Consider the following 21014-nt stretch of genomic DNA (forward strand, 5'->3'; position numbering starts at 1 on the left):
GCATCGGCAGGCCGGTTGCGGCAAGGACTTAAGGACTCATCGTGGCGGTTTGTGCCAGTTGGCGATGCAACTCCGCCAGTTTCCGGTTTGCGTCTGCCGATTGTTCATCGTTGCGGATCAGCACGTCGCAATGCTCTTCCAGACGATAGATGTTCTTGCCGTAGAGAAAACTCTTGGCCTTATATTGCGCCAGCAGCTGTTGGTGCTCGGCCAATCGGGTCTGCGCCGCTTGCGCTGCCTCTTCGAAATGTCGCGCCAGTGCGAGGTGGTCCGAGCTTGTCGTCGCCGTTTGGACGGCTTGCGTCATTGCCATCGGGTGTGGGTCTGGTTGGGCGCAACCCGTCTGCAGAGCGGCAACCAGACACAGGCTTATGGGGGAAGTGACCGTTTTGCCCATGGGATTCCTCGCGCTGTATGCCGTTAAGGAACGCCGACGGAAGCCGGGGTGTGAAGAACCCTGGAACCGGCACTGTAGGGCCGGCGATCGATTACCCCGTCTTGCCTTGCACTGGCAAGACCCTCGCGTCCGCTCGCGGCGCAGCGCCAGCGGGGGTCTGCGTCTCCTCGCGCGATGACCACTAACCGCCGTGTTAGTCGATTGCCAGCGCGCAGGGATGCTGTGTGATGGAACTTCGATGGTGCCAAGGAGAGCCGTTCTCAGCAAGTCCGTATCGTTACGGATGGTGCGCCCTGAGGTCGCTGAGCTTTGACGCCCCGTCATCGGGCGGATCTGTTGGATTGCCTCGGGTGCCCAAGGTCATCCGAGTCGTCTGCCTCGGCGGGGCGAAAAGATGACGCTCCAATCGATTCGGAAGGAACGAAACGAGATTGTTGCGTCACGGCGGCACGGACTTCCGTGGACTCTCCGTGCAAGAGCGCTACATCCGCATGCGGGACATCCGTATCGGAGCAGGAAGCCACAACTCGCTGGCCTGTCGTAACTGCGTGGTCGAGAGGCGGTGTGGAGCGCAACCGGAGGCGAAGTGTCGGTCGACAGGGATAACGATTTCGTCTCGCCGCGATGCGGCAATCGAAATCGATCAGCTCGGAAGGTGTGAGTGTCCCAATACCCGATCAGGCGAAGGATCGCTTGATGACCGCTTGTCAGGAAAACCCGGTATACGCAAGCCACCGATCTTGTCAGGTATCTTGAAACGGTCGCATTCGGTGGGAGAAAGGGCCGAGTGGCGCTGAACAGGCCAACCCGGTGCATCAATACCTTGCAAACAGTGCATTCGGATGGTGGGCGCTTGCCAAAGCCCCACAAGTCCTTTAGTTTTCTACGGGATTTCAAGGGCCACGAGGGTCTTGCCGACACTGCCGCGGCGCGGACTCCCTATGGGGCCTTGCGATGCTCCATCCGGCGATCCTCAGCATGGTCCCGCGGAGCCGCGCCGAACCTGTTGATTCCGGGTCTACCGAGGAGCCATTCGATGATGCACGATGCCCGACACCCCATGAACGGCGGAGCGCCATTGCCATCCGCCCCGTTCGATGGCCACCTGCTCAACCGGCTGTGCAAGGAAACCCTCGCCGGCTCGGGCGACGAGGCGCTGTTGGCGCGTCTGCAGCAGGCCTATCCGGAGTATCCGCTGCGCATCGCCCGCAAGGGTCACGAGTGGTACCGCTTGGGTGGCATCATCAAGCCCGACGGCATGCGCGTCGCGCCGGATGTCAACGAGTGGGCGGAGCGCACCTTCATCGAGTGCGGACAGAACTTCAACACGCTGCTGGATCATTGCGAGACGGAGCGCTTCCTGGTCACGCAGCACAGCGGCGTCAGCCTGTATCTGGTCGCCGAGACCGGCCCGAACGCCGAGGATTTCGTGCAGATCGAAGTGGATCGGACCCAGGAGTTCGCGCATCGCTATCTGATCGACGACGCGCAGCTGCCGGAGGATCTGGAGGAACTCATAGACCCTCTCGATCCGGTCAACGTGGAACCCTTCGCAATCGGGCCACCGCGTTATACCTACCGGCGTAAGACCGACGTCGCGCTGTTCATGCAGGAGCTCGGACGCCATCGCGCTGACCGTCACCCGGCTCAGCGGTTCATGGACGATTGGAACCGCAGCAGCGCCGGTGTGGACAAGCGCTTCTGCGAACCCTGGAGCCTGCGCCTGTTCCAGCATATCGGCCGTCACGGCGAGCAGATCATGAACGTCGAGATCGTGCGCAATCCGCTCGGCGATGTGCCCCGTCTGGAAAGCGCCGAAGGCAGGAAGGGCAAGGCGCTGGCGACCCTGATCGGGCGCTTCGACAGCCAGGCCGGCTATCCCTTCGCGTGGTACTTCCACATGTTGAAGGGGCTGGTTTCGCCGCATGTCGGTGAGGCAGTGAGCCGGGACCTGACCAACGACTACGCCTATCTGCCGGCCCGCGATGCCGCGATCGTGAAGGACTGGGCGGCCAGTCCCTACTGTCTCTGATTCACCGCTGCGGGGGCCGGCCCGACCCACTCCCTCTGGTCCCCGGTGGTGCTGCCGGAGTCTTTGTTTGAAATCTGACAAAGGCGCGGAATAGGGCCGGGCCCTGTGACTTTCCCGACAAGTCACCTTCCCCGGGTTCCCTTCCCGATACAGGCCAAATTCCTCACTCCGCAGGCGGTTGAACCCCGGTCCTGACGGTGGCACAAGGCATGCTTGTTCGATAAGCGTAAATCGCTTCAGGACAAGACAGGCGTGAATGACTACCTGATGGTTTTGCTGGGCTCGGCGCTCGTCAACAACGTCGTGCTGGTCAAGTTTCTCGGCTTGTGCCCCTTCATGGGGGTATCCAAGAAGATCGACTCGGCCATCGGCATGGGATTGGCCACGACCTTCGTGCTGACCCTGACCGCCGTGGCGAGTTGGGTCATCGAGCACTTCATCCTGATCCCGCTCGGCATCGGTTTCCTGCGCATCCTGTCATTCATCCTCGTGATTGCCGCGGTCGTGCAGTTCACCGAGATGGTCGTGCGCAAGACCAGCCCGGTGCTGTATCAGGGACTGGGCATCTTCCTGCCGCTGATCACCACGAATTGCGCGGTGCTGGGGGTTGCGTTGCTGAACATCCAGCAGGACTACGACTTCCTGCACAGTGCGCTGTTCGGTTTCGGCTCTGCCCTGGGCTTCACACTGGTGATGGCCATTTTTGCCGGCATCCGGGAACGCATCGCGCTGCTGGCGGTGCCCGATGTTTTCTCGGGCGCGCCCATCGCGTTCATCACCGCCGGCATTCTGTCGCTGGCATTCATGGGCTTCGCGGGCTTGAACACACACTAGCGTCGGATCGGGAAAGCGGATGTACATACTCTTCGCCATCATCAGTCTGACCGGAATGGGCCTGTGTCTCGGCTTTCTGCTCGGAGCCGCGGCGCGTTACCTCAAGGTGGAAGCCAACCCGTTGATCGAGGAGATCGAGGCCCTGATGCCCGGCTCCCAGTGCGGGCAGTGCGGCTACCCCGGCTGCCGGCCCGCGGCCGAGGCGTTGGTCGCTGGCGAGGCGCCGGCTACGCTGTGTCCGCCGGGCGGGCGGGCGCTGGCCGAACAGCTCGCGAACAAGTTGTCCATCGATCTCGATTTGTCGGATGTCGAAGACCAGGTGCCGATGGTCGCCCGCGTCGACGAATCCAACTGCATCGGCTGTACCCGCTGCTACAAGGTCTGCCCGACCGACGCCCTCGTCGGGGCTCCCAAGCAGATCCACGCGGTCGTTGCCGATGCCTGCATCGCCTGCGCCAAGTGTGTCGACGTCTGTCCCACCGAATGTCTTCGTATCCAGCCGGTCAAGGTGACGCTGCGCAACTGGCGCTGGCCCAACCCCGAAGCGGCTCCGGCCAAGGCGGCATGACCATGTGGCCCTTCGCGTTCACTACCTTCTGGTCCCGCCCGAAAATTCGCGGCGGTGTTCATCCCGAGCCGCGCAAGGAGGCGACCGCCGGGCTGTCGATCGATAGCGACTTCCCGTTGCCGGAGAAGCTCTACCTCTCGCTGCAGCAGCATGTCGGGCAGCCCGCCGAGCCGGTCGTCCGGGTCGGAGATCGGGTCCGCAAGGGACAGTTACTGGCGGCAAGTCAGGGGAATATCTCCGCGCCGGTTCATGCGCCGACCTCGGGAGTCGTCTTCGACTTGATGGATTACCCCGCGGCTCACCCTTCGGCGTTGCCGACGCCAACACTGGTGCTGGAACCCGATGGCGAGGACCAGTGGCTGGACGTACTGGACGCGGCCGACCCGTTCAGCCTGAGCCCAGAGGAGATTTCCAAGCGAGTGGGTGCTGCAGGCATCGTGGGCATGGGCGGCGCCGCGTTCCCGTCGGCTGTCAAACTGAATCTGGGCCGCCGGAACCGGATCGAAACCCTGCTGATCAACGGCGGCGAGTGCGAGCCCTATCTGACCTGCGACGACCGCCTGATGCGCGAACGCGCGGCCGACATCGTCGACGGCATCCGCATCATGCTGCGGGCCCTGGAATGCAGCCGCGCAATCGTCGGCATCGAGGACAACAAGCCCGAGGCCTTTGCCGCGATGTGCGAGGCGGCCGCGCCCTTCGCCGCCGCCGTGGAGGTCGCCCTGGTGCCGTCCCTCTATCCGATGGGCTGGGACAAACAACTGATAGGCTACCTGACCGGCAAGGAAGTCCCGGCCGACGGCCGCTCCGCCGACGTCGGCGTATTGATGCATAACGTCGCCACGGCTTATGCGATCCAGCAAGCGATCCGCTTCGGCAAGCCGCTGATCAGCCGTGTCGTGACCGTCTCCGGCAAGGCGGTCGGGACCCCGCGAAACGTGGAGGCGCCGATCGGGACACCGCTGGCCGACCTGCTCGCCTACTGCGACCTCGAGCCCGAGACGGCCACCCGCTACATCATGGGCGGACCGATGATGGGCGATGTGCTGCCGCACCCGAACGTCCCGCTGGTCAAGGGCGCCTGCGGCATTCTCGCGCTGACCGACGCGGAAGTCGCTGCGTCGGACGCGAAGGCCTGCATCCGCTGCTCCCGCTGCGTTGCCGCCTGTCCCGCCGGCCTGATGCCGCTGGAGATGATGACGCGCATCAGGGCGGGGCAACTCGAATCCGCCGTCGGCTACGGGCTCAGGGACTGCATCAGTTGCGGCTCGTGCTCTTATGTGTGTCCCTCGGAAATCCCGCTGGTCCAGTATTTCAAATACGCGAGCAGCGAGCTAATCGGGCGGCAGCAGGCCCAGCTCAAGGCCGAACAGACCAAACGCCTGGCCGAGGAAAAGCAGGCCCGCATCGCTCGCTACAAGGCTGAGCAGGCCGCGTTGGCCGCGGCCCGCAGGGCCAAGAGCCAGCAACGAAAGGCGGAGGAAGCGGCATGAGTCGAACCGTACCGGCCCTTCTACGCGCGCAGCCCGACAGTCAGGTCCAGGCGATCATGGGCCAGGTCATGCTGGCGCTGATTCCGGCGACGGCCTTCGGTCTGTTCCTGTTCGGGCTTCCGGCGATGTTCCTGTTCGCCGTGACCGTGCTGGCCGCGCTGGGCTTCGAAGCCCTTTGCCTTTCGCTGGCCGGAAAGCCGGTCAAGTCCACCTTGCTGGATGGGTCGGCGTTGCTGACGGGGTGGCTGATTGCCATGACGCTGCCGCCCTGGGCGCCATGGTGGATCGGCGTCGTCGGTGCCGGATTGGCGATAGTGATCGGCAAGCAGGTCTTCGGCGGGCTCGGCCAGAACATTTTCAATCCGGCCATGCTGGCGCGCGTCGCGCTACTGGTGTCGTTTCCGCTGGAGATGACGACCTGGGTCGATCCCGCCCCGCCGTTGTCGCCCGGGGCGCCCGGTTGGTTCGACAGCCTGGCGATCACCTTCGGTGCTTCCGGTGTGCCGGATGGCGTCACCGGAGCCACCCTGATCGGCCATATCAAGACCGAATTCTCTCAGGGCCGCCGGCTTGGCGAGGCCCTCGTCAGTGGCGATTACGGTGCGCTGAAATCCTTCCTCGGCTGGATCCGGGGCAGCATGGGGGAGACCTCGGCCGCGCTGTTGTTCCTCGGCGGCATCTGGATGATTCGCCAGAAGCTCATCACCTGGCACATTCCGGTTGCCATGCTGTTGACGGTCGCCGTGCTGGCCAGCCTCTTCGCCCTGATCGACGGCGACCGCTACCCGGGTCCGCTATTCCACCTGTTCTCGGGGGCCCTGATGCTGGCCGCGTTCTTCATCGCGACCGACTACGTGACGTCGCCGAGCAGCCCGGTCGGGCAGCTCATTTTCGGCGCCGGGTGCGGGTTGATCGTCTTCGTGATCCGCACCTGGGGTGGCTATCCCGAGGGTGTCGGCTTTGCCGTGCTGCTGATGAATGCGATGACACCGACCATCGACCACTACGTGCGTCCGCGGATCTATGGCCGCGATCGCAAGGGAAGGCCTCTGGATCTGCCCGCGGGTAACGACGGATGAGCATTGATCAGGCACGCCTGCGGGAGATCGCTGCGGACCGCTGGCAGTCGCTGCGGCGGCAATTCGACGATCTCGACACCCTGCGCCAGCGGCTCGACTATCAGACTTACGTGCTGGCGGCGGCGGCCTTGTTGGCCAGCGTGTTGCTGGGGGTGGGCGATCTGGCCACCAAGGGCTCGATCGAGCGTCGCCAGGCCGAAGACCTGCTCGCGACGCTGGAACAGGTTCTGCCGTCTGGCCTCTACGACAACGATCTGCTGCGGGACTCGGGCACGGTTGCCGATACCGGGGAACAGGGCCTCGGTGTGGTGCCGGTATATGTGGCCCGCAAGGGTGGTGCGGTGACCGCGGTGGCTTTCAAACTGTCCGCCAAGGGCGGGTATTCTGGTCCAATCGCGCTGGTCATGGGCGTCAGTGCTGACGGGGTGGTGCTTGGAACGCGCGTCGTCGCCCACGCCGAAACGCCGGGGCTGGGCGACAAGATCGAACGCAACAAGTCGGACTGGATCACCTTCTTCGACGGACGTTCCCTGGAGAACACCTCGCCCGAGCGCTGGCGCGTCAAGAAGGACGGCGGCGATTTCGACCAGTTTGCCGGCGCGACCATCACGCCGCGGGCGGTCGTCGGCGGCGTTCAGGCCGGCCTCAAGTTCTTTCAGCGGCACCGGGAAGAGCTGCTTTCTCCTCGCTGATGCGGTGATGCCATGAATCAAGAATTCCGGAAAATTGCCCGCGACGGATTGTGGGACAACAACATCGTCTTCAGCCAGAGCATCGGTCTGTGCCCGCTGCTGGCGGTCACCGGCACCGCGACCAACGGCCTGGGCATGGGACTCGCGACAGCCGCCGTCATGGTGGTCTGCAATGTCCTGATATCCCATGGACGGGCGCTGATCCCGCCGGAGATCCGCATTCCGATCTTCGTCGTGCTGATCGCGATGGTGGTCACGTTGGTGGACATGGTCATGAATGCCTGGCTGCACGAAATGCACAAGGTATTGGGCCTGTTCATCCCGCTGATCGTCACGAATTGCGCGATTCTCGGCCGCGTCGAAGCCTTTGCCTCGCGCCGGCCGCTGGCCCAGTCGGCGGCGGACGGTCTGATGATGGGCCTCGGGTTCACGCTGGCCCTGGTGGTCCTGGGCGCCGCGCGGGAGATCGTCGGCGCCGGTACGCTGTTCGCCGACGCCGCGCTGCTGATGGGTGACTCCTTCGCCTGGCTGGAGACTGTCGTGATAGACCCCTACCGCGGCTTCCTGTTGATGGCCCTGCCGCCGGGCGGGTTCCTGATGCTCGGCTTCATCCTGGCCGGCAAGAAGTTGATCGATCGCCGGCTGGCGGCCAGACAGCAACGCGCGATGCCGATCGGCGACTCGCTGGCAGAAAATTCCTGACGGGTATCCGGCATGAATGTAGGTGTGTGTTACGCTGATTCGGACCGCCAGCTCTGGCTCAGGATGGATGTGCCGGAGGACAGTTCGGTCGAGCAGGCAATCCTGCGCTCGGGGATACTGAAGCGGTTCCCCGAGATCGATCTGGCGACGCAGAAGGTCGGAATTTTCGGCAAGCTCGTCAAACTCGATGCCCCGGTGAAGGAGGGGGACCGCATCGAAATCTATCGGCCCATCATCGCCGACCCCAAGACGGTCCGGCGGCGCCGGATCGGCGATGATGATGACGAGGACGACGATGACTGATCGTTCGCCGGAGGGTCCAAGGGCTGGAGTGAAACAAGACAACGTTAACCTGGATATATCGGAATAATGAAAGGCGACAGCAAAGTCATCGAATACCTCAATCGCGTACTGCTGAACGAACTCACGGCGATCAATCAGTATTTCCTCCACGCCCGCATGTTCAAGAACTGGGGCTTCAAGAAGCTCAACGAGCACGAATACAAGGAATCGATCGACGAGATGAAGCACGCCGATCTGGTGATAGAGCGCGTGTTGTTCCTCGAAGGCCTGCCCAACCTGCAGGACCTCGGGAAGCTGCGCATCGGCGAGAACGTCCAGGAGTGCCTCAGCTGCGACCTGCTGCTGGAGCATGACGCGCTGCCGGTGCTGAAGGAGGCGATCGCCCATTGTGAGAGCGTTGGTGACTACGTCAGCCGCGAACTCTTTGAGCACATCCTGGAGAGCGAGGAAGAGCACGTCGACTGGCTGGAAACGCAGTTGGGCCTGATTCAGGCGATCGGGCTCGAGAATTACCTCCAGTCCGGCGTGTGACCGGACGGGTGCCAGGCCCGCGTGCGCGTTCCCTGCGTCGTCGCGCCGGCCCAGTCGCGCTGTGAGCCGGGTGCCTTAGTCCCGTTGGCGGGGCCGTTTACGGACTCTCTCTCCGCCCATGGTCGGTTCCCGCCGCCGACGGCAGACAAGGCGGGCGGCACCGGAACGGTCCCCGTGCCCATGACTACATGTGATCCGGAGGGGGAGAAATGAGCGAACAGAGCTGGGACAAGCGGGGTGAAGCGATCTGTGCGCGTCTCGTGACCGAGATGCACAAACTGGGTTTCATGCCCGGGCAGTTGCGTGACACCCCGGTTTACGCCCAGGCGGCGTTCGAGACCGCCCGCGACCCTTACAGCGGCGGGAACACATTGTGCGCATCCTGGAAGAATGCGGCCGGCTCGCGTGTGGGATTGATGAAATTCCATGGCGACGGCTCGTTCTATGCCGAGTACGACGTGGTTCAGCCGCATCCGCGCGATCCTCGCTGGTTCGTGGAAAGCGTGGTGGCCTGGGGGCGGGACGAGGTCATCAAGAGCGAGGCCAAGCTCCTGCCCGCACTCGGGGAATGAGTTCGGGCATGGCGCAGCCCCTCCCCCTCGGCCGCCGCCACCCTTCGCGCGATCGGCCCGTTCGCGTGGCGAGCGCCGCCGCACCCGGCCGCTGATGCCCGATCCCTTCGAGATCTACGATCTGCTGCAGGACTACGCGTCCAGCCCGGAGCCAGTCCGGGCCGTGGTCATCGGTCTGGTGTGGACCTATTGCGAGGCCGAAGCCGTCGGTCTTGCCATGAGTCCGGGTATTCCGACGCGCACCCTGAGCTGGGCCGGGACGCTGCGCGGCCGGCCACTGACGGAACTGGCGGCCTGGGTGCGCGAGTTCGAACCCTATCGGGCGGCAGTGGGCATGGCAGCCGTCAACGCCGGCCTCAATCGTTACGATGCGATTCCGGCATCCGTGTTGCTCGAACCCCGCGCCGGCAGCGGCAACAATCTGGCGGTGTTCGAGCATTTTCTGCCGGAGCTCAGAGGGCGCAACGTCGTCGTCGTCGGGCGTTACCCGGGGCTCGATCGACTTGCTGCGGCGCATGACCTCGATCTGACGGTGCTGGAGCGGCAACCCGGCGATGGGGATCTGCCGGATTCGGCTTGCGAGTATTTGTTGCCACGGGCGGACTGGGTTTTCGTGACCGCAACGTCCCTGATCAACAAGACCTTTCCGCGGCTGGCGGCTCTCGCCCGCGATGCCGTCACCGTGCTGATCGGCCCCACGACCCCATGGCTGCCGGAACTCTACCACTTCGGCATCGATTACCTCGCGGGCATCGAAGTGGTCGATTCGGAGCAACTGCGCCACACGATCGGTGAAGGCGGAGGTGTCCGAGTTTTCGACGGTCCGGTGCGGTATCGGGTTGCGGCGATCGGCATCGACCAGAGCAAGGTGTGGGCGCGCCGGCTGATCGCCGAGACCGTGGCGGAGCGGGAGCAACTCAATCAGGACATGGAAGCCTGGTATCGGAACGGGACCGCGCAGCGCTTTCCGCGCCTGGCCCAGCTGGAAGTCGCGACGCAGCGTCTGTCCCGCCTTGATACCTGTTTCAAGCGGCTTTGGGATGAAAAGCCCGACGTGCATCCGTTGCCGAGCGGTAAGCCGCGCCAGCACTGAATTCGGGTGATGTGCCCGGTACCTTGTTCTCCGCCAGCGGCGGAGTTTTGCCAACAACCCGGATACGGCCGCGATGACCGACGACACCTTGAACGACAACCGCGTGATCCTCTGTCACTTCGACACCTATAGCACGGCGCTGGTGTTTGCCCGCTATGGCACCTCGGTACTTGCACCGGCACCGCTGCCGGAAGGCGCGGTACCCCTGGCGGTCCTGCCGGAGAGCGAGGCGCGCCACGAGCCCGAGGCTGCGCTGGCCGCCTTGATTGCCCGCTTCGGGCTAAATCCGGCCGAATTGGCTCTGGTCGACGGTTTCGAGGAATGGCTGTCCGACGGCGGCCGGCCCATCCGCGTTCACGTGGCGCAGTTCAAGACTTTCGAGGCGCCCCGCGCCGCGCTCGCACCGCATGGCGGCGTGTTCAAGCCGATCAGCGAACTCCGCGGGACGGCGCCGGTCGAGTTGAACCTCTTGCGGCGGGTCTTCAACCTGTTCATGGGCGGCCGCTAGCAGGTCGCGGTGCCACGTTCCGGAGCAGCTTAGCGGACCGCGTTACGCGGTGTACCGTCGCGGACGGTCCGGGAAGCGCTGATCCGTTCAGGGACTTCCCCCGATGCCCGGATGAATCTTTCCCCGGGAACGTGGAATGCGGGAGGGATGCGGCTCCGCCCCCGCGGTGGTTCAGTCCGCTTCGTCGATCCAGGCCATCTGGATCGCCTCCAGCACCTTTTCGTTGCACTTCTCTGCGCTGTCCTCGAATCCCTCCAGGGCCAGAATCCAGGTCAGCAGATCGGTGAAACGGACATACCGGGGATCCACGTCGGAATGCTTGTCGGCCAATGCGATCGCAATGTCGAGACTGTCGCTCCACTTCATGTCATTACCTCGATGGGAAATTGGTCAGGCACGTTTCGGAAGACCGGAGGCGCGGCGCAGGCGAGTCATGCGCGACCGTCAGGGCAGCGCACGACCTTGACTCGCGGCGCGCAGTAACTGCAAACAGTCCAGGCTCGCGGCCATGTCCAGCGCGGTCAAATCGTCCTGGTTCGGCACCGCCCACTGCGCGCCCGCCGCCAGCAACTGCGCGACGACGGCGCTCTTGCCGCTGGATGCGGCATACATCAGGCAAGTGGCGCCCGTCGCGTTCTGGTGGTCGATGGCGATGCCGTGTGCGAGCAGCCGGTCGATGATGACCGGATCACCGTGGTAGCAGGCCAGCCAGAGCGCATTGTTGCCGTCCTGATTCACCGCATCCAGCGCAGCTCCGGCGGCGATCAGCCGATCCACGATATCCCTGTGTCCGAGACGGCACGCCTGCATCAACGGTGTCATGCCATGCTCGATCGAGCCCGCCAGGTTCGCTCCGTCAAAGCCCTGGGCCAGTAGCCACGGCGTCAGGGCAGGATCGTCCGGATCCAGGGGGGCGATTTCGGTATCGGACATCGTTTCCGGCTCCAGGTAGTCTTTTCAGTCCCGCCCTGCGTAGGGCGGGGAGCTGACAATGCGGCTGTCGGTGATCGGGTAACCCACCGTGAAGTGGTACAGGGACTGATAAGTCCGGCCGGTCAGCCCGAGCAGTTCATGAAAACTGTCGTCGAAGAAGCAGCCTATCCCGGTGCCACGCAGCCCCCGGGCTTCGGCTTCCAGATAGAGGGCCTGGCCGAGGAAGCCGGCTTCCCAGTGGAACTCCCGGTAGCGCCAGGGAGCGGGCTGCAGTGCGGCTTCGTACTCCGCCAACATACCCAGCGCGAACGCGCTGTCGGTGGCGATGGCCTGATGGCAATGGATCGTTTTGGCGATGGACCCGCAATGACCCGCAGCCAGTCGGAACAGGGGCAGATGCTCCGGACATCCAGCAGGCGTTTGCCAATCGAAGCCCGGGTTCAGGGCGGCGCGCAGCGCCTCCGCCGCGCCCGCCGCGCGCTGCAGGATATAGAGGCCCGGCTCCAGGTCCTCGACGCGGTGGACCATCAGCGCGAGATGCACCCGGGCCGGAACACGCCACGCGTCCCACGGGGGCAGGACACGCGGCAGCAGGGTGTCCAGCAGGTCGTAGAAGGTGTCGCGAGCGAGCGCTTTGCCGCTGTCGAAACGCTGGGCGCTGCGCCGCTGGCGGATCAGCGTTGCGGCGGGGGTCAGATCGGGGCTTGCGGCGAGGGCAGGGAAGGTTTCCCCGGCAGCCTGCCGGGGACTTTCGGCCTCGCGGCGGGTCGCCTCCGCGACCTCATCGATCACCGGCCAGTGATACATGGGATGGCGGTCCAGCACATTGGCCGTTCCGTACCATGTCACCGTGCCCGCGCAGGTGGCGGGATCGATCGGTAGATCCGGACGAAGAGGGTCGCGTCGGTCCGTCACCACTTCGAGCAGTACTTCGGCCTCTTCGGGTTCGGCGCCGACGAAATCCTCCCGACGATCCAGCCCCAGGCGTTGTGCGATCTGCGCCCAGTCGACGTTTTCGATGACCCTGAGCTGCCAGCCCAGGGCCGCGGCGGCGTAGCGCAGCGCACCGATGGCATGTCCGAGATCCAGCTGACAGTAGCGGAACGCGCGCTCGCCATATTTCCAGGCTTCGCGCCAATGAATCGAGCTCAGGCCGATCAACAGCTCCGGAGGCTGGTCGAGCCCCGCTGCTGGGCCGGACCCGCGGCGGCGTTCCAGGCTGTGGTTCTCGCAGCGGTAGTGATAGAGGCCGTCATCCAGCGGCTCGATGCCGCGGCACAGAAGGTAGCTCTCGGTCGGATGCAGGTTGCCGCTGGAGGGGTTGCAGCGCACGGCCCAGCGATCGGGGCCGTAGGTCTTCCAGGCCGACAGGCCCAGCGATAGCTCGAACAACAGGCCGATGCTTTCGAGCGAGACGGGTTGTGGCGCCACGCTGCCCGGCTGACTTAAGGCGCTAAACGGCGTCGTCAGCGTGTCGGCGAGCAAAGGCAGGGACAGTCGGGCGCAGCCGTCGAAGTGCCGGAACGGATCGGGTTGACTGCTCCAGTCCAGCGCCTCCGGACCGTGGGCATAGCCCGACATGCGATGTTTGGTCCGCTCATGGTAGGCGAGGACGCGCGCCAGGCGACTTTCCGGCGTGTCGGCGTCGCGGTCGCCGTTGCCGAGCGAGCCGCCCTGGATCGGCGTGAAGACGCGGCGAGTACTTTGCACCCTGGCGGCCTAGGGTGAAGGACAAGGGTCCATGCGGCGACACCGTTCGAGGTCCGCGCCTTTGGCCGGATCCTCGGGTGCGCCCAGCCAGTCTGCGATGCGGGCCGGGTCGAAGCCGGCTTCCCGGCGCTCGCCCGACTGCATCAGCGGTCGGCGGATCAGCAGCGGATCCTGCAGCATCAGGGTCAATGCGGTCGTCGCATCGAGCGCTTCCGGAACGATTTCACCCGATTTGACCCGGGGCGCCGCGCGATTGAACCACTCGCTGACCGGCCGCTCGCCGAAAAAGGCGCGCAATTCGTCGGGCTGCCAGCGAGTTTCCAGCAGATTGCGGACCTCCAGCTGATGCCCGGCAGCCGACAGCAGAGCCTTCTGCCGCTGATTGTTCGCGCAGCCGGGTTTCTCGTAGAACAGGATCGTGGACATGGGGGAGGCGATCGCAGCGCTAATGCGTGGACGATGAATCGGTGCCGGCCAGCCAGGCCTGTTGCGGCGTGAAGTCCCCCGGCGCAAGCGTCTCCATCCGGTTCGTGGCCTGGCATTTCAGACAATGTCCCAGCACGTTGAAAGCCTGGTTGGAGCAGCTATCAGCGTGGGACTGCTTGCAGCCTTCGGTGCCACAGTTGCCGCAACGATGCAGCGTGCCGCGGCAGGTGTCGGCGCTGCCCTTGCGGGTGCCGCTGCAGAGTGTCAGGTTGCCTTTCAGTTCTTCGTAGCGCATGGATGTGCTCCGGATGGTTGAGGGGAAAAGCGGTGTTCAGTTCAGTCGCGCGCCTGCATCACGCGGGCTTCACGGCAATGTCGCCGCCCAGGACCTGCGCCTGACAGGCCAGGCGATGATGCTTGCCGGCGTAGTTGTCGCGCAGCACCTTGCCCTCCAGCACCGAGGGTTCGGTCAGATTGTCCCAGCCCTCGACGACCTTCATGATGCAGGTGCCGCAGTCGCCCTCCCGGCAGCCGTAGGTGATACCGGCCCCGACCTTTTCGGAGATCTCGATGATGCGGGTGCCGGCCGGCACGGTCACGGTGACGCCGATGTCGGCAAAGGTAACGGTGGCTTTGGCCATGATGGTCTCTCTGTGTCAGGAGTTGGAGGACAACAGTTCGCTCATGTCGATGACCCGGTTCGCCCGCCGGCCCATCAGTTCCTCGCCGAGGGAGCGGCCGAACTGCCGGCACTCCTCGATCTCTTCGGGCGTCGGGATCAGCTTGACGCGCACGCCTTGCAGGGGCACGCGGAGTTTCAGGCCGCGTAGCCGGTCCTCGATCATCCGCACCGCCTCGCCGCTCCAGCCGAAGGAGCCGAAGGCCGCGCCGAGCTTGCCCTTCATGTCGATCACGGTCAGTGACGACAGCAGATCCCAGATGGGCTTGACCGCATCGCCATTGATGGTCGGCGAGCCGAGCACCAGCCCGTCCGCCTCCTCGAGCAGGTCGGCGAAGGAGTTCGTCTCGCCGCCGGTCAGGTCGTACAGCGAGGCCCGGACGCCCGCAATTTCCTGGGCTGCGGCATAGATCGCTTCGGCCATGCGCGCCGTGTTCCCGTAGGAACTGATGTAGAAGATCAGCAGGGTCTTTTCGCCGGGGAAGATTTCCCGCTTCAGGCGTGGCGCGGCCAGTTCGCGATAACGCCCGACGTAGGCCGTCGGCCGGTCACGGAGGATGGGTCCGTGCGCCGGCGCGATGACTTGTAGCGGCAGCGGTTCGATCAGCGCCAGTGCACGCAGCACATACTCGCGGAACGGCCGCATGATGTGGGCGTAGTAGTACTCGAACGAAAAGCGGAAATCGCCGCAGGTGTCGTTGAACAGCCGCGGATCGCAGAAGTGGCAGCCGAACACATCGCCCGAGAAGAGGATTTCTTCCTCGCGGAGGTAAGTGCACTGGGTGTCGGGCCAGTGCAGATAGGGCGTGTGCAGGAATTCGAGGCTGCGGTCGCCCAGGTCGACGCGGTCACCCGTGTCGACCGGTGTGAACTCGAGGTTTTCCCGCTTCAGCAGTGCTTTCAGCATCAGCTGCGCCTGGAAGGAAATGTAGAGTCGCGCCTGCGGCGCTCGTTGCATCAGTTCCGGCAGCGCGCCGGTATGGTCGGGTTCGAGATGATTGATCACGATAGCCCGTATCTCGTCGTAGGTCGCGACGGCTTCGAGCCTGGCAAAGAAGTCGTCGGCGAATTCTTCCTTGACGGTATCGACGATGGCGACGCCCTCGCTGCCGCGCACGACGTACGCGTTGTAACTCGTGCCGTTGGCCGTCTTCAGGATGACGTCGAAGGTCCGGATGTCCGGGTCGAGTGCGCCGATCCAGTGCACCCGTGGGGAAATCTCGATCGGGCGCCGGTCGGCGATGGCATGTTCGACGGCTTTCGGACTCATGCGGGTTCAAGCTCCGAAAAACGTCGGTGGTTGAAGTGCTCGGTCAGCCGCCGGCGCGTCATGGCGGTCATCCGCAGCGCTCGCCGTTCGCGTCGAACAGCAGTTCCGCCGTCTCGCCTTCCGCGTCGATGATGGCCGCGCTGCGCAGCACGCCGCGCTCGTCGTAGCGATACCGATGCTCGAGCTCCGTCTCGCCATAGACGATCTTCTGCAGGCCGATCAAGCGGTCCTGCGCATCGAAGTAACCGCGGATGTAGGTGTTGCGGTTGGCGATCTGTTCCGGTTCCAGCGGGGTCAGCAGCGTCAGCGGCAGGCTGATGCCCCGGTAGGTCAGGAAAAGTCGGCATTCGCCTTGTAGCACGTCGGTCATGATCGTCGTCGTCACAGCAGGTGGCTGCTTGCGGAACGGAGGCCGAGCCAGATGCTCCGCTCCGTTCCGGTCACAGCGCCTGCCTATACCGGGCGGTTTTCCGGTACCTTGATGGGGCCCATGATCTTGAGGCCTTCCTCGAAGCTGATTTCCGGGAACTTGTCGTTGAACTCAGCGGCCGCCTCGGCCACGGCGACCAGCTTGCCGGCCGTATCCAGCTTTTTCAGGTCGTTGCGCTCGATTCCGAACAGTTCCAGGATTTCGTTGTAGACGGTGGCCTCCTCGAGCGGCAGCACCCAAAACGTTGCTCCGCCATAAGCGATCTGGTAGCGCTTGGAGATGTCCAGGTTCCCGGCAAAGAAGAAGTACTTGCCCGTGGGCGACAGCTTGTCGCCCAGCACTTCGCACAGCAACTTGAGATGCTCCAGGGACAGGGCGACGCCTGTCAGGAACGGTATGGTCGGTTCGCCGGCCTTCACCAGGGTCATGACCTGGTCGAGCTTGATTTCCGGCGGCCGGGCTTCGTCACTGTACTGCTGCGCAAACTTGAGGGCAATCGCGCCCCGGAAACCGAAATATCCGGCTTTGGCGGTGGCACCCTTGAAGACGGGGCTCATCAGGCGTCCTTCGGCGTCGAGGGTGCCCAGCGGTGTTTCGTTGATAGTGGTCATAACGCTCCTTGAGTTACTGGTTGCGAAGAAAATCAGCCGTTTTGAAAAAGGACTCTTTGAGCTGGCGCAGTAGCGCCGGATCGGTCACCTGCTCGTCCAGCGCCTGGGTCATACAGTCCATCCAGGCGTCGCGGGCGGCCTCATCGATGGGGAAGCCCAGATGCGACCGCCGCAGCCGAGGCGGGCCGAAGCGCTCGGTATACAGCGGGGGCCCGCCTAGCCAACCCGACAGAAACAGGAACAGGCGTTCGCGGGAGTGGCTCAGATCGTGCGGGTGCATGTCGCGGATCGAACGCGCCTGCGGGCGTTCGCTCATCAGTTGATAAAACCGGTCCACGAGCCGGCGTATGGCCGGTTCTCCACCGAGCAGGCGGTAGTGCGGGTTCTCGGCCACTGCGACGGCCGTGCCGAGGGGCCGCGGGGCGATCGGTTGGTTTGGTGGCATGCGATGACTCTCGGTCGGCCGCTCACATCGTCACGACCGGGATACCCAGCGCGACGCGGCGACCCAGCATCGTGTCCACCTTGCGGCGCGTGTTTTCGATGGTCAGTGGTTTGGCCAGGATCGATTTTGCGCCTTTCTTCAGACATTCCCGGGCCAGCGGGTCGTCCGCGGTGTCGGCCACGATGATGATCTTGACGCCGTCGAGACGGGTGCAGACCTCGTCCAGGACATCGACACCCTTGTCCTTGACGATTCCGACGCCGAGCAGCAATACCGAGGGTTTCCACTCGGCCCCTTTGGCGTAGGCCGCATCCAGGCTGCCCAATTCGTGTGTTTCCACTTCGTCGTGCAGCATGAACTGCAAGGCTGCGCTGATGATTTCGTCGTCATGCACGACGAATACACGCCGGTTGTCCAGCGCCTTTTCGGTATCCACGCCGATCTGCATAAGCAATGCCCTCTTGCATTGGGTTGATGAGGCGGCCGTTACCGGGCCCGTCTAAGTTCCCCCCTTATATAAGGGAGCGCACATGACTCTATATGTAACCGTTCACGCCCCCTTCGCGGGAGCGGTCCGGGAGGCCGAGACACGCCGTGAATCCGTCCCTGGAGGCTAGTCTGCGGGTTCCCTCCCGCAGACGGTCTCGCCCTCCGGCCCGCTCCCACTACCCCAATAAAACAGGGCAGCAGGGTGAATGGTTACCTCTATATAAGGCCTCCGGCTTTGTATCCGGGAGCCGCTCTCGCCCGCCGTGATCCTCGTTCCGAGATCGAGGGGCCATGGGGAGCTGCGGGCTGCTTCCGGACTGCTCGGGCGTTCCGCCTAGTTCGGCCCAGTCTCGCCCTTGATCCTTATTAAGCAATTAAGGAGCCAAGAAGTCGCGCGCGCGTGAAGATTGCAAGGCACTGTAAATAAAAGAGTAAATATTGTTTTTAGGCTGTCTTTCCAGTGCTCTGCCTTTGTTTTGTTCCTTACAAAGGCTCAGGTTTTTGTTGGGTTGATGACACTGACGAGACGGTTTGTACGACCCGAAAGACTAAAAATTAGATGCTTATAAACAGTAACTTAGAGATATTTCTATGCGTGGCATGCCCATTGCTTTGTGGATTAGCGAGCAGCATTCACTATTCGCGAAAGCGGTAGCGACAACAAGAAGAAATAGAAAGCGCGACCCATTGGTGCTTAGGCCGGAAGTTATCTTGCGGCGGAATACTGCCTAATAGCGGACTGTATTTTTCCTTAGTCATTCCCGGAGAAAATCATGGCAGGTTTACGGCAAATCGCTTTCTACGGCAAAGGTGGTATCGGCAAGTCCACCACATCCCAGAACACTCTGGCAGCGCTGGCCGAAATGGGGCAGAAAATCCTCATCGTCGGTTGCGACCCGAAGGCCGATTCCACGCGTCTCATTCTGCACGCGAAGGCGCAGGACACCATCCTGAGCCTGGCGGCGGATGCCGGCAGCGTCGAGGATCTGGAGCTCGAAGACGTCATGAAGGTCGGCTATCGCGACATCCGTTGCGTAGAGTCCGGTGGTCCTGAGCCGGGCGTCGGTTGCGCCGGCCGCGGTGTCATCACCTCCATCAACTTCCTGGAAGAGGAAGGTGCGTATGACGGTGTCGACTACGTCTCTTACGACGTTTTGGGCGACGTGGTCTGCGGCGGATTCGCCATGCCGATCCGCGAGAACAAGGCGCAGGAAATCTACATCGTGATGTCCGGCGAAATGATGGCCATGTACGCGGCCAACAACATTTCCAAGGGCATCCTGAAGTATGCCAATTCGGGCGGCGTCCGCCTGGGTGGGTTGGTCTGCAACGAGCGTCAGACGGACAAGGAATACGAACTGGCGGAATCCTTGGCCAAGAAGCTCGGCACCACGCTGATCCACTTCGTGCCGCGCGACAACATCGTGCAGCACGCCGAGCTCCGCCGCATGACGGTGCTCGAGTACGCGCCGGACTGCAAGCAGGCCGAAGAGTACCGCCAGTTGGCGCAGAAGATTCACGCCAATAAGGGCAACGGCACGATCCCGACGCCGATCACGATGGACGAGCTCGAAGATCTGCTGATGGAGCACGGCATCATGAAGCCGATCGACGAGTCACAGGTCGGCAAGACCGCGGCGGATCTGGCGGCCTAAGGGGCTGGGAGGGGCGTGGGGCCGGCGTTGCGACGCCGCGCCTCAGGCCCGACTCCGCCGGCATCCCGCGCCATTCCTTCCCAAACCCAAACAGGAGCGTGAAATGAGCCTCACCGTTGAGCAAGTTAAAGAACGAAACCGGGAACTGATCAAAGAGGTTCTCGAGGTTTATCCCGACAAGACCGCAAAACGTCGCGCCAAGCATCTTGGCCAGTACGAGGAAGGCAAGTCGGATTGCGGCACCAAATCGAACGTCAAGTCCATCCCGGGCGTTATGACCATCCGTGGTTGCGCGTATGCCGGATCCAAGGGCGTCGTCTGGGGCCCGATCAAAGACATGATCCACATCAGCCACGGCCCGGTGGGTTGCGGCCAGTATTCCTGGGCCTCGCGCCGGAACTACTACATCGGCACCACCGGTGTTGATACCTTCGTAACGATGCAGTTCACCTCCGACTTCCAGGAGAAGGACATCGTCTTCGGCGGTGACAAGAAGCTGGAAAAGATCATCGACGAGATCGAGGATCTGTTTCCGCTGAATCACGGCATCACGGTTCAGTCCGAATGCCCCATCGGCCTCATCGGCGACGACATCGAAGCCGTCTCCAAGAAGAAGTCGAAGGAATACGCCGGCAAGACCATCGTGCCGGTGCGTTGCGAAGGCTTCCGCGGCGTTTCGCAGTCGCTGGGTCACCACATCGCCAACGACGCGGTGCGCGACTGGATCTTCGACAAGGGCGACAAGCACCCCGAATTCCAGACCACGCCGTATGACGTCGCGATCATCGGCGACTACAACATCGGCGGCGATGCCTGGTCCTCACGCATCCTGCTCGAAGAAATGGGCCTGCGCGTGATCGCGCAATGGTCAGGCGACGGCTCGCTGGCGGAACTCGAGAACACGCCGAAAGCGAAGCTGAACGTGTTGCACTGCTACCGTTCGATGAACTACATCTCGCGCCACCTCGAAGAGAAGTACGGGGTGCCGTGGGTCGAATACAACTTCTTCGGGCCGACCAAGATCGCCGAGTCGCTGCGCACCATCGCCAGCTACTTCGACGACACCATCAAGGAGAAGGCCGAGGAGGTCATTGCCAAGTATCAGCCGCTGATGCAGGCCGTGATCGACAAGTACCGCCCGCGCCTCGAAGGCAAGAAAGTCATGTTGTACGTGGGCGGTCTGCGTCCCCGTCACGTGATCGGCGCCTACGAGGATCTCGGCATGGAGATCGTCGGCACCGGCTACGAGTTCGGCCACAACGACGACTACCAACGGACCACTCACTACGTCAAGGACGGCACGCTGATCTACGACGACGTGACCGGCTTCGAATTCGAGAAGTTCGTCGAGAAGATCCAGCCCGATCTGGTCGGTTCCGGCATCAAGGAAAAGTACGTCTTCCAGAAGATGGGCGTGCCCTTCCGCCAGATGCACTCCTGGGATTACTCGGGCCCGTATCACGGCTATGACGGCTTTGCCATCTTCGCCCGGGATATGGACATGGCCATCAACAACCCGGTCTGGGGTTTGGCCAAGACACCCTGGAAGACAGCTGCCTGAT

26 protein-coding genes are annotated in these 21014 nt (G+C 63.3%); 14 read left to right on the top strand and 12 right to left on the bottom strand.

Annotation, left to right across the window (positions count from 1 at the left end; all coding sequences use genetic code 11):
• Positions 1 to 28: 28 nt before the first annotated feature.
• The gene (locus ACW73L_RS15545) at positions 29 to 313 is read right to left on the bottom strand and encodes a hypothetical protein (protein WP_498923305.1); all 285 of its coding nucleotides are present in this window, start codon (positions 311 to 313) and stop codon (positions 29 to 31) included.
• A 1120-nt stretch (positions 314 to 1433) separates the two neighbouring features.
• Here ACW73L_RS15545 and ACW73L_RS15550 point away from each other — a divergent pair.
• The 12 genes from ACW73L_RS15550 (at position 1434) to ACW73L_RS15605 (ending at position 10804) form a co-directional block, all read left to right on the top strand.
• Positions 1434 to 2429, top strand: coding sequence for a hypothetical protein (locus ACW73L_RS15550; protein WP_498923306.1), 996 nt, complete (start codon positions 1434 to 1436; stop codon positions 2427 to 2429).
• Between the two features lie 252 nt (positions 2430 to 2681).
• On the top strand, positions 2682 to 3263 hold the full coding sequence (rsxA, locus tag ACW73L_RS15555) for an electron transport complex subunit RsxA (protein ID WP_498923308.1): 582 nt from the start codon (positions 2682 to 2684) through the stop codon (positions 3261 to 3263).
• A gap of 19 nt (positions 3264 to 3282) precedes the next feature.
• Entirely contained in the window at positions 3283 to 3831 is a 549-nt protein-coding gene (locus ACW73L_RS15560) for an RnfABCDGE type electron transport complex subunit B (RefSeq protein WP_129883058.1), read from the top strand.
• Entirely contained in the window at positions 3828 to 5324 is a 1497-nt protein-coding gene (gene rsxC / locus ACW73L_RS15565) for an electron transport complex subunit RsxC (RefSeq protein ID WP_498923309.1), read from the top strand. The genes ACW73L_RS15560 and rsxC overlap by 4 nt, the downstream gene beginning before the upstream one ends.
• A complete protein-coding gene (locus ACW73L_RS15570; RefSeq protein ID WP_498923310.1) occupies positions 5321 to 6403 on the top strand; it encodes an RnfABCDGE type electron transport complex subunit D in 1083 nt (360 codons plus the stop codon). The genes rsxC and ACW73L_RS15570 overlap by 4 nt, the downstream gene beginning before the upstream one ends.
• The gene (rsxG, locus tag ACW73L_RS15575; RefSeq protein WP_498923312.1) at positions 6400 to 7095 is read left to right on the top strand and encodes an electron transport complex subunit RsxG; all 696 of its coding nucleotides are present in this window, start codon (positions 6400 to 6402) and stop codon (positions 7093 to 7095) included. The genes ACW73L_RS15570 and rsxG overlap by 4 nt, the downstream gene beginning before the upstream one ends.
• A gap of 12 nt (positions 7096 to 7107) precedes the next feature.
• Positions 7108 to 7797: an electron transport complex subunit E gene (locus ACW73L_RS15580; protein WP_129883062.1), complete on the top strand. Its 690-nt coding sequence runs from the start codon at positions 7108 to 7110 to the stop codon at positions 7795 to 7797.
• 12 nt (positions 7798 to 7809) lie between these two features.
• On the top strand, positions 7810 to 8100 hold the full coding sequence (locus ACW73L_RS15585; RefSeq protein ID WP_129883063.1) for an RnfH family protein: 291 nt from the start codon (positions 7810 to 7812) through the stop codon (positions 8098 to 8100).
• Between the two features lie 66 nt (positions 8101 to 8166).
• Positions 8167 to 8631: a bacterioferritin gene (gene bfr, locus ACW73L_RS15590; protein ID WP_129883064.1), complete on the top strand. Its 465-nt coding sequence runs from the start codon at positions 8167 to 8169 to the stop codon at positions 8629 to 8631.
• Positions 8632 to 8840: 209 nt separating this feature from the next.
• Complete coding sequence (locus tag ACW73L_RS15595; RefSeq protein ID WP_139557880.1) at positions 8841 to 9203, top strand: hypothetical protein; 363 nt, start codon at positions 8841 to 8843, stop codon at positions 9201 to 9203.
• Between the two features lie 94 nt (positions 9204 to 9297).
• A complete protein-coding gene (locus ACW73L_RS15600; RefSeq protein WP_498923314.1) occupies positions 9298 to 10296 on the top strand; it encodes a Rossmann-like domain-containing protein in 999 nt (332 codons plus the stop codon).
• Between the two features lie 73 nt (positions 10297 to 10369).
• Positions 10370 to 10804 carry a hypothetical protein gene (locus tag ACW73L_RS15605; RefSeq protein ID WP_498923315.1) on the top strand — a complete coding sequence of 145 codons (435 nt, stop codon included), beginning with the start codon at positions 10370 to 10372 and terminating at the stop codon, positions 10802 to 10804.
• Between the two features lie 171 nt (positions 10805 to 10975).
• Here the strand turns inward: ACW73L_RS15605 and iscX are convergent, their stop codons facing one another.
• The 11 genes from iscX to ACW73L_RS15660 form a co-directional block, all read right to left on the bottom strand.
• Entirely contained in the window at positions 10976 to 11170 is a 195-nt protein-coding gene (gene iscX, locus ACW73L_RS15610; RefSeq protein ID WP_139557883.1) for a Fe-S cluster assembly protein IscX, read from the bottom strand.
• Positions 11171 to 11248: 78 nt separating this feature from the next.
• Positions 11249 to 11737, bottom strand: a complete 489-nt coding sequence (locus tag ACW73L_RS15615; protein ID WP_498923316.1) for an ankyrin repeat domain-containing protein — start codon at positions 11735 to 11737, stop codon at positions 11249 to 11251.
• A gap of 24 nt (positions 11738 to 11761) precedes the next feature.
• On the bottom strand, positions 11762 to 13447 hold the full coding sequence (locus tag ACW73L_RS15620) for a SagB family peptide dehydrogenase (RefSeq protein WP_498923318.1): 1686 nt from the start codon (positions 13445 to 13447) through the stop codon (positions 11762 to 11764).
• A gap of 9 nt (positions 13448 to 13456) precedes the next feature.
• Positions 13457 to 13873, bottom strand: a complete 417-nt coding sequence (locus ACW73L_RS15625; RefSeq protein WP_498923320.1) for an ArsC/Spx/MgsR family protein — start codon at positions 13871 to 13873, stop codon at positions 13457 to 13459.
• Between the two features lie 19 nt (positions 13874 to 13892).
• Positions 13893 to 14168, bottom strand: a complete 276-nt coding sequence (locus ACW73L_RS15630) for a hypothetical protein (protein ID WP_498923321.1) — start codon at positions 14166 to 14168, stop codon at positions 13893 to 13895.
• Positions 14169 to 14226: 58 nt separating this feature from the next.
• The gene (locus ACW73L_RS15635; protein WP_129883071.1) at positions 14227 to 14514 is read right to left on the bottom strand and encodes a 2Fe-2S iron-sulfur cluster-binding protein; all 288 of its coding nucleotides are present in this window, start codon (positions 14512 to 14514) and stop codon (positions 14227 to 14229) included.
• A gap of 15 nt (positions 14515 to 14529) precedes the next feature.
• Entirely contained in the window at positions 14530 to 15822 is a 1293-nt protein-coding gene (locus tag ACW73L_RS15640) for an FprA family A-type flavoprotein (RefSeq protein WP_498923323.1), read from the bottom strand.
• A 67-nt stretch (positions 15823 to 15889) separates the two neighbouring features.
• Complete coding sequence (locus ACW73L_RS15645) at positions 15890 to 16207, bottom strand: DUF6156 family protein (RefSeq protein ID WP_498923324.1); 318 nt, start codon at positions 16205 to 16207, stop codon at positions 15890 to 15892.
• A 68-nt stretch (positions 16208 to 16275) separates the two neighbouring features.
• Entirely contained in the window at positions 16276 to 16863 is a 588-nt protein-coding gene (locus tag ACW73L_RS15650; protein WP_498923326.1) for a hypothetical protein, read from the bottom strand.
• 13 nt (positions 16864 to 16876) lie between these two features.
• The gene (locus ACW73L_RS15655; protein WP_498923327.1) at positions 16877 to 17308 is read right to left on the bottom strand and encodes a group II truncated hemoglobin; all 432 of its coding nucleotides are present in this window, start codon (positions 17306 to 17308) and stop codon (positions 16877 to 16879) included.
• 22 nt (positions 17309 to 17330) lie between these two features.
• Positions 17331 to 17756, bottom strand: a complete 426-nt coding sequence (locus ACW73L_RS15660; RefSeq protein ID WP_498923350.1) for a response regulator — start codon at positions 17754 to 17756, stop codon at positions 17331 to 17333.
• 814 nt (positions 17757 to 18570) lie between these two features.
• Here ACW73L_RS15660 and nifH point away from each other — a divergent pair.
• On the top strand, positions 18571 to 19452 hold the full coding sequence (nifH, locus tag ACW73L_RS15665; RefSeq protein WP_139557892.1) for a nitrogenase iron protein: 882 nt from the start codon (positions 18571 to 18573) through the stop codon (positions 19450 to 19452).
• Positions 19453 to 19555: 103 nt separating this feature from the next.
• Entirely contained in the window at positions 19556 to 21013 is a 1458-nt protein-coding gene (nifD, locus tag ACW73L_RS15670; protein WP_498923329.1) for a nitrogenase molybdenum-iron protein alpha chain, read from the top strand.
• Position 21014 lies beyond the last annotated feature (1 nt).

This window comes from Methylolobus aquaticus (genome assembly GCF_054172105.1).